The organism is Bradyrhizobium sp. (assembly GCF_017881085.1).
Classification (GTDB): Bacteria; Pseudomonadota; Alphaproteobacteria; order Rhizobiales; family Xanthobacteraceae; genus Bradyrhizobium.
Genome location: NZ_JADGRI010000308.1, coordinates 1 through 6,344 on the forward strand (window position 1 = coordinate 1; position 6,344 = coordinate 6,344).

Below are 6,344 nucleotides of genomic sequence, written 5' to 3' on the forward strand. Positions count from 1 at the left end.
AACCGCGCCGCCGGCGTGACGCCGCTGACGACCACGTCGCAGCGCCCGTCGAGCGGTTTCTTGCGGTCGTCCGTCGTCGCCGAGAAGGCGACGCCGTCGCCGGTGCCGACCGGCAGTTCGCCGCTGCGGGCGATGGTGGCGCGCGAATAGGGATCGACGTCAGCGGTGCCGGTCTTCGGCCGGGCGGTCCAGGCGCCGATCGTGAGCGTGCCCAGATCAGTACCGCGGGTCGCGGTCATCCACGTCGCCCCCAGGCCGACGGCGGTGGCGATGATGAGCGCCAGCAGGGTGATGAGGATCAATCGCACGATCAGTTCTTGCGCGGCGCAGGCGTTGCCGCGTTGTCGGGGCGCGCCGCCGCGAAACTATCCGGGAATGCAACGGAGGTCGACGAAACCGGCTTGAGGGGCTTTGGCGGCTCGCCCGCGGTCTTGGCGGCGTCGTCGAGCATTTTCTCCACCTGTACCAGGATGTCGGCGCCGCGCTTGGTGAGCACCGGCGGCGGACCCGGCTTGCTTTCCGGCGGCTTCGGCGCGCCATTGGCCGCCACAAACGGGGAGGCCGCGGGAGCCGGCAATTTCGTGCCCATGCCGACGCCCGCAAGCTCCTTGATCTCCACGCCCTGATGGGCGGCGACCATGATGTCGTGCCACGTCTGGGCCGGCAGCGAGCCGCCGGTCATGCGGTTGGTCGGCGAATAATCGTCATTGCCGTACCAGACGGCGCAGGTGAAGTTGCCGGTATATCCGACGAACCAGGCGTCGCGATAGGCGTTGGTGGTGCCGGTCTTGCCGGCGGTCGGAATGCCGTCAAGCGTGGCGCGCCGCGCGGTGCCTTCGCTGACGACGTGGCTCATCATGCCCGCCATGTCGGAGGCGACCGATGCCGGAATGGCCTGCCGCGGCTTCGGACCGTCGCGGTCCCAGCGCCACACCAGATCGCCGGCGCCGGTGCGGACTTCGAGCACTGAATGCGGCGTGACCGCCTTGCCCTTGTTGGGGAAGGTCGCGTAGGCCACCGCGTGCTCGATCACCGTGACCTCGTCGGCGCCGATCGGTAGCGAGGGCGTGTCGGGCAGCGGCGCCTTGATGCCGAAGCGGCGCGCGACTTCCACGATCTTGGCGCGGCCGGCCTTGGCCGGGTTGGGCGACTTGCCGCCAAGCGCGATCGACAGCTTTACCGGGACCACGTTGATCGAACGGGTGATCGCCTGGGTCAGCGTCACGGCTCCGGAATAGGAATGGCCGTAATTCTGCGGGCACCAATTGCCGATGCAGACCGGACCGTCGACGATGATCGAGGTCGGCTTGAAGCCGTTGAGCAGGGCGGTGGTGTAGACATAGGGCTTGAACGACGAGCCGGGCTGCCGGTAGGCGTCGGTGGCGCGGTTGAACTGGCTGGCGCCGTAGTCGCGGCCGCCGACCATGGCGCGGACGCCGCCGTCGAGATCGGACACCACGGTGGCCGCCTGGGTCGCGTGATAGTCGCGGCCGAACTGGCGCAGCTGGTTTTCGATGGCTTCTTCGGCGGCGCGCTGCACGTTCATGTCGATCGCGGTGCGGACCACGAACACGCGTTCGGTATAGGATTTCGGGAAGGTGTCGACCAGCTTGCGCATCTCGTCGAACGCCCAGTCGAGATAGTAGTTCGGCGAATTCTCGTCGCGGCGGTCGACCGCGGTGGCCGGGTTGCGCCGCGCACCGAACACCTGGCCCTCGGTCATGAAACCGGCGTCGACGAGGTTGTCCAAAACCACGTTGGCGCGGGCGCGGGCGGCGGGCAGGTTGATGTGGGGGGCGAATTTGGTGGGAGCCTTGAACAGGCCGGCCAGCATCGCCGCTTCCGCCAGATTGACGTCGCGCACCGACTTGTTGAAGTAGAAATGCGCCGCGCCGTCGACGCCGAAGGTGCCGCCGCCCATATAGGCGCGGTCGAGATAGAGCTTCAGGATTTCGTTCTTGCTGAGCCGCGTCTCCAGCCAGATCGCAAGGAAGGCTTCGTTGACCTTGCGCTCGATGGTACGCTCGTTGCTCAGGAACAGGTTCTTTGCGAGCTGCTGGGTGATCGAGGAACCACCCTGCCGCACGCCGCCGGCCTGCGCGTTGGTGACCAGCGCGCGCGCGGTGCCGGCGATGTCGATGCCGAAATGATCGTAGAAACGCCGGTCCTCGGTGGCCAGGGTCGCCTTGATCAGATTGTCCGGAAAATCCTCCAACGGGATGGAATCATTGTGCTTGATGCCCCGACTGCCGATCGGATTGCCGTAGCGGTCGAGGAAGCTCACGGCGAGATCGGATTTCTTCAGCCAGTCGTCGTCGGCGGTCTCGCGAAATGCCGGAATGGCGAGCGCCAGCATCAGGATCATGCCGCCGAGCCCGATGGTGGCGGCTTCCGACAGGGGTTCGATGAAGACCCAGCGCTTCCAGCGGCCGACATAGAAGCGGTCCATGAAGGTGGAGTACCGCTCATAGAGCTCGCGTGCGCCCTTGCCGGTCGAGAACAGCGTCGAGTCGATGCGCGCGTCGAAATCCAGCATCCAGTGCCGGATTTTTTTCTTCCATTCCGCTGGTACGATATTGCGCACCGAGGCCCTTGGTCTGTTCGAAAGCGCTCAAGCACCCGCCGGGCACCGTCGAGACGTCTTGCGGGAATGTTGCGGCAAACCCAAGGCGCTCTTGCGCCGTTGGGGGACTCAGTCCCTATCTAGCCGAGCAGGGACCATAAACCAATGGTCGGGCTCGCGATTTCGATCGGCAGGGCTAATGCTGTCCCGGGCTTTTTTCCGCGGGCCCGACACCCTACTTGCACCTTTGCCGTCGCAGCCCCTAGAAGGGCGCGAGCGAGCGCCGCCCAGAATCGTCAGGACACATGACCGCCCGACCCAAGCCGCCCTCGGGTCAAGAGGGATTCTTTTGGAAAACCAAGACGTTGGAAGAGATGTCCAACGCCGAATGGGAAAGCCTGTGCGACGGCTGTGCGCGCTGCTGCCTGGAAAAGCTCGAGGACGAGGATACCGGCAAGATCTATTTCACCCACGTTTCCTGCAAGCTTCTGGATGCCGGGCTATGTGCCTGCAAGGACTATGCGAACCGGTCGGACAAGGTTCCGGACTGCGTCAGGCTGACGCCCGAAAACGTCCGCACCCTGAACTGGCTGCCGCCGAGTTGCGGCTACAAGCTCGTGGCCGAAGGCCGCGATCTCTATTGGTGGCATCCGCTGATATCGGGTGATCCTGACACGGTGCATGAAGCCGGCGTCTCGGTGCGCGGACGGGTGCAGGGGACGGAGATCGAGATCGCGGATGCCGATCTCGAAGACCACATCGTGCAATGGCCGGCGCTGTTGCCTAAGCGGGCGCGGCTGAAGAAACGACCACAATCGTAGAAACCCCGATCACGCGATTGCGATTGTCACTCCGCGGGATGCACCCATGCGCCTAACCCGCTGCCCCGGCTTGGATTTGCCGCGTAAATTGCTGGCGATCCGATTCCACGGGGCCTCCCGCCGCGCAGCCGATAAACACGTCCGCATGAACAAGTTCGAACGGCAAAGCCGTCACCCGGCTGACCAGCAGGCGTTGCCCGATGCCGTCGCCGGCGAACTGTCGAAAGTCCCGACAGAGGTGCTCGATATCAGCGACGCGCCGCCGATCGCGCCCAAGGCGCCGCTGACCCCAAGCGAAGTCCGAACCATCCTGATGAGCCTCTTGCTGACGATGTTCCTGGCCGCTTTGGACCAGACCATCGTGGCGACCGCGCTTCCGACAATCGGCCGGCAGTTCGGCGATGTCTCCAACCTGTCCTGGGTGATCACGGCCTATCTTCTGGCCTCGACCGCGGTGGCACCGGTATTCGGCACGCTCAGCGACATCTATGGCCGCCGCGCCATGATTATCACCGCGCTCAGCCTGTTCATCGCGGGCTCGATCCTGTGCGCGCTGGCGCCGAACATGCCGGTGCTGATCCTCGCGCGCGGGCTGCAGGGGCTGGGCGGCGGTGGCATCATGCCGATCGTGCAGACCGTGATTTCCGACGTGGTCAGCCCACGCGAGCGCGGCCAGTACCAGGCCTATTTCAGCGGCGTCTGGATGGCTGCCGGCATCGGCGGACCGGTCCTCGGCGGCGTGTTCGCCGAACATCTGCACTGGTCGATGATTTTCTGGATCAACGTGCCGCTCGGCATTGCATCGCTGGCGATGCTGTTGCCGAAGATGGCCAAGATTCCGGTATTCCACCGCCGGCGCAGGATCGACTGGCTCGGCGGCGTGCTGCTGATGGCCTCGGCGGTCGTATTCATGCTGGTGCTGACCTGGGGCGGAAACCGCTATCTCTGGCTGTCGCCGACCATCGTGGCGATGGTGGGTGCGTCCGCAGCGCTGGCGCTGGCCTTCGTCTGGCAGTCCGGCAAAGCGGAGGAGCCGTTCCTGCCGCTGTCGCTGCTGGGCGGCACGGTGGTGCCCTACGCGATGCTTGCCGGCGGCTGCGCGCTGGGCGCGATGCTGGGGCTGACCGTACATCTGCCGCTGTATTACGAAGTGGTCTATCACCTCAGCGCCAGCGAGGCCGGGCTCGGGCTGATCCCGTTGGCGGCCATTTCCACCTTTGGCGCGGCATTCGCCGGACGGACCATGGCCCGGGTCAGGCACTACAAGCGGGTGGCGATCATCGGCACCTTATGCGCCACCTTGATGGGAATCGCGCTGGCGACGACGGTGCTGCCGCTGTGGGCACTATTGGTGCTGCTGTCGGGGTTCGCGCTGGGCCTCGGCACGGCCTTTCCGGTCAGCGTGGTCTCCATACAGAATTCGGTGGCGCGCTCGCAGGTCGGCACGATCACCGGCGCGATGAACTTCTTCCGCGCGCTGATGGCATCGTTCACGGTGGCGGCGTTCAGCGCGATCCTGTTGATGGCGCTGGGTGCGGATATTTCGCTGGTCGCCGAGCGTCGCGGACCGGTGAATTCGATTCCTGCCGCCGACATGATCGTTGCATTCCGCTATGTGTTCGGCGCCGCCACAGCCATGATCGCCTGCGCGGCGCTGTGCATGATCGTGATGGAGGAGAAACCGCTGGCCGGCCCGGCGAAGCCGGTGGAGATGGCGGAGTAGGGCGGACCGCGTCTGCACGCCGTCATCTCGACGCTCTGGCTATCCCTGCGCCGCGATTTGATTTAACAGCGGCGCCAGCAAGTCAGCCATTGAAACCGACAAGGAGCCGGTCATGAGCAAACCCACCATCGAGCAAACCAGGATGGGCACCGAAGGCATCGCCTTCTGTATCGCGCGGACGTTGATCGAGCGCGATCCCTCGCTGAAGGCGCCGATGCGCGCTAATCTGCGCAAGATGTGGGAACTGCTGGAGGAACGCGAGGATCATGCCGCCGCCGACATGGTCGACACCATGATCAAGGCGCTCAACGATCCCGCGTTCTTCAAGCCGTGAACTTTCCTTCGCCTTCGAGTTCTCGTGCGAGTCTTGTCCCTAAGCTACGGATATAATTGAGTGTTTCGGGGAAGAGCGTTTCGATAAGAAATATCTGAAACCGGGGGAACCTTAGGCTCCGGTTGGGGTTCTCCCTCCGCCCTGATAGCGTTCGGAAGGGCTCCGATTGCCGCGTCGCGGCAGGAAGGGGTTCGGATAGCCGCGATTCTGGTTGTCACGGCAGAAATAGTCTTCATGGCCGTGATCCTTATCGTCGAAGATGATGTGTTTCTCCGCGACGACGCGGAGATGATGATCCAGGACTGGGGCCACGATATCCTTTCGGCCAGCGATGTTGACGAGGCGCTGTCGCTGCTGCGTTCCGCTCAGCCGATTGATGCACTTTTTACCGATATCTACCTCAAGAGAGCGGTGCTTGGCGGGTATGAAATTGCCGACCAGGCCATCAAGCTCCGGCTGAATTTGCGTGTGCTTTATACGACCGGACATACCATCGACGAAAAAATGAAGACTTTGTTTGTTGACGGCGCGCACTTCCTTCAGAAGCCATACACCCGATTTCAGCTCCAAAACTCGGTTGAAGTGCTGCTCGCACCGTAGTCTTGAGTTCGCATAATTGATCCGCTACGCGGCGCAAGCATAAGAGTTATCGGGGGAAACACCTTGAATATTGAAGACGAGGAGGTGAGGAGACGAACCGTCGCCTCTAAAGGCACCGAAATTACCGCGCACAAACAGGCGGAGGAGCCGCTGCTCGAGGCGGGGGCGCTGCAGAGCGCGATCTTCAACAGCGCCAATTTCTCCAGCATCGCCACCGACGCCAAGGGCGTCATTCAGATCTTCAACGTCGGCGCCGAGCGGATGCTCGGCTACACCGCCGCCGACGTCATGAACAAGATCACG

The 6,344-nt window shown here is 63.7% G+C and carries 6 protein-coding genes and 1 pseudogene; 5 read left to right on the top strand and 2 right to left on the bottom strand.

All coding sequences use genetic code 11. From position 1 onward, the window contains the following. Positions 1-308: pseudogene (locus QZ213_RS22840) on the bottom strand (hypothetical protein); the annotation flags it as partial. A 2-nt stretch (positions 309-310) separates the two neighbouring features. Beyond that, positions 311-2,584 (bottom strand): PBP1A family penicillin-binding protein, encoded by a 2,274-nt coding sequence (locus tag QZ213_RS22845; protein ID WP_291688354.1) that lies wholly within the window; start codon positions 2,582-2,584, stop codon positions 311-313. Between the two features lie 284 nt (positions 2,585-2,868). On the opposite strand from QZ213_RS22845, the gene QZ213_RS22850 reads away from it, so the two are divergent. The 5 genes from QZ213_RS22850 to QZ213_RS22870 all read left to right on the top strand — a co-directional run. Continuing rightward, a complete protein-coding gene (locus tag QZ213_RS22850; protein WP_291688355.1) occupies positions 2,869-3,384 on the top strand; it encodes a YcgN family cysteine cluster protein in 516 nt (171 codons plus the stop codon). Between the two features lie 145 nt (positions 3,385-3,529). After that, positions 3,530-5,107, top strand: a complete 1,578-nt coding sequence (locus QZ213_RS22855) for an MDR family MFS transporter (protein WP_291688356.1) — start codon at positions 3,530-3,532, stop codon at positions 5,105-5,107. A 112-nt stretch (positions 5,108-5,219) separates the two neighbouring features. Then, positions 5,220-5,441, top strand: a complete 222-nt coding sequence (locus tag QZ213_RS22860; RefSeq protein ID WP_291688357.1) for a hypothetical protein — start codon at positions 5,220-5,222, stop codon at positions 5,439-5,441. Positions 5,442-5,675: 234 nt separating this feature from the next. Continuing rightward, positions 5,676-6,041 (top strand): response regulator, encoded by a 366-nt coding sequence (locus tag QZ213_RS22865; RefSeq protein WP_291688358.1) that lies wholly within the window; start codon positions 5,676-5,678, stop codon positions 6,039-6,041. Positions 6,042-6,104: 63 nt separating this feature from the next. Beyond that, positions 6,105-6,344 (top strand): PAS domain S-box protein (locus tag QZ213_RS22870; RefSeq protein WP_291688359.1); only part of this gene is annotated, 240 nt, incomplete at its 3' end.